Source organism: Amycolatopsis sp. NPDC006131 (assembly GCF_040614175.1).
Lineage (GTDB): Bacteria > Actinomycetota > Actinomycetes > Mycobacteriales > Pseudonocardiaceae > Amycolatopsis_E > Amycolatopsis_E tucumanensis.
On sequence record NZ_JBEXTX010000241.1, the window covers coordinates 1 to 1624 of the forward strand.

Below are 1624 nucleotides of genomic sequence, written 5' to 3' on the forward strand. Positions count from 1 at the left end.
ACGTGGACGCGCCACGTACCGCGCGGCGAAAGGCGGCCGCCCAGCAGGTCAACCAGCTGGCCCAGCGCCGCGCAGCCATCGTCGCGCAGCTCGACGACGTCGAGGGACAACTCGGCCAGATCATCGCCGATGCCGAAGACGTAATCACCGTCGACGAGCTCGCCCGCTTCACCGACCTGAAGGCCGCGGACCTCAACCAGTGGGCCGCCGGACGCAAAACCACCCGGACCAGGCGGAAGAAGCCCTCCGCGGGTAAGCCCGGACGGCGTTCAGGCACCCGGTCGGCCGCTGCCTCGCCCGACGCCGGCGAGATGCCGGACCTCAAGGTCGCTCAGCTGACGTGAGAGCACGATGACAGCCACGTCGCTCCGCGGCGCTGGGCACGTTCTCATCCTCGTGGCCAGGCTGCGCCGCGGGCTGCTCGCCGCGGCGCTCCTCGCTGCGCTGGTGGGCGGCCTGCCCTGGGCCCTCACCCGGTTCATCGGCTGGCCCCTGCCCGACCACGTGCCGACCTGGGCGGAGATCCAGGGCGTGCTGCTCGGCCCGATGACCGCGACCTTTCTGCTGGACGTCCTCGCCTGCATCAGCTGGTCCGTCTGGGCGCTCTTCACGGTCGACGTCGCCCGCTGTGCGATCGAGGCTGCCCGCGATCTGCGCACGCCGGCAGTGGTTGCTGCGGGACCGTTGCGTCGGGTGGCGGCCGCGCTCGTCGGCGCGATCTTGATCTCGATCGCGGGTCATCGCCTCGACCACAGCTTCGCGCCATCGCCAAGTGTGCAGGTCGCCACCGGTGCCCAAATCGTGAAGACGTCCGCCGTCTTGCCCATCGCACACGACCGCATACCGGCGAAGTCCGTGGTGGTACTGGCGCCGGATCCGGTGACCGGCGTCCATGACTCGCTGTGGCGGATCGCCCAGCGCACTCTCGGCGACGGCAACCGCTGGCCGGAGATCTTCGAACTCAACAAGGGCAAGCCCCAACCGAACGGAGGTGCCTTCCAGCGGCCTAGCTTGATCTTCCCGGGCGAGGAGTTCCAGTTGCCAGAGGATGCAGCCGTGCCGCTCCGGGCTGAACCGACGCCGCCGCCCGCTGCACAAGCCCCCTCGACTCGCCAGGTTCCCGAACCAGACCTGTCGCCCCGAGATGCGCCGCCGGGGATGGACGTCTCCGGTCCGCCTGCGTTCAGCTGGGGCGACGAGCTGTTCGTCGGGCTCGGGCTCGCCTCCGCGGTCAGCGCCGCCCTGCTCATCGCACGCCGCCGACACCGCCGCCGCTACCGGCCCGGCAGCGGCGACCGCACCGATCTCCCCGTCGCTCCGGTCGTGTATCAGCTGCGGCTCGCGCACCTGCGCGCCGAAGAGGACGACACCGACTCACCGCGCCCGGCGACGGCGCCCGAGGATGACCTCGGCGAGCAGGACGGCCTCCTGTCGCTGGGCATTCGCGATGGCCGGGAGGTCGCGCTGGACCTGGCCTCGGCTCGTGGCTTGGGCTTGATCGGCGAGGGCGCCGCAGCCGCCATGCGGGCGCTCCTGGTCACCGCCCTGACCATGGCACCCATGACAGCACGGGTAATCGTGCCGACCGACGATGCCGCCGCCCTGCTCGGCCCTAGATCTGATC

At 71.0% G+C, this 1624-nt stretch carries 1 protein-coding gene and 1 pseudogene; both read left to right on the forward strand.

What is annotated here, in order from left to right:
• A partial coding sequence (locus tag ABZ215_RS43705; protein WP_354956846.1) for a hypothetical protein occupies positions 1 to 344 on the forward strand: 344 nt, incomplete at its 5' end.
• Between the two features lie 7 nt (positions 345 to 351).
• Positions 352 to 1624: pseudogene (locus tag ABZ215_RS43710) on the forward strand (transcriptional regulator); the annotation flags it as partial.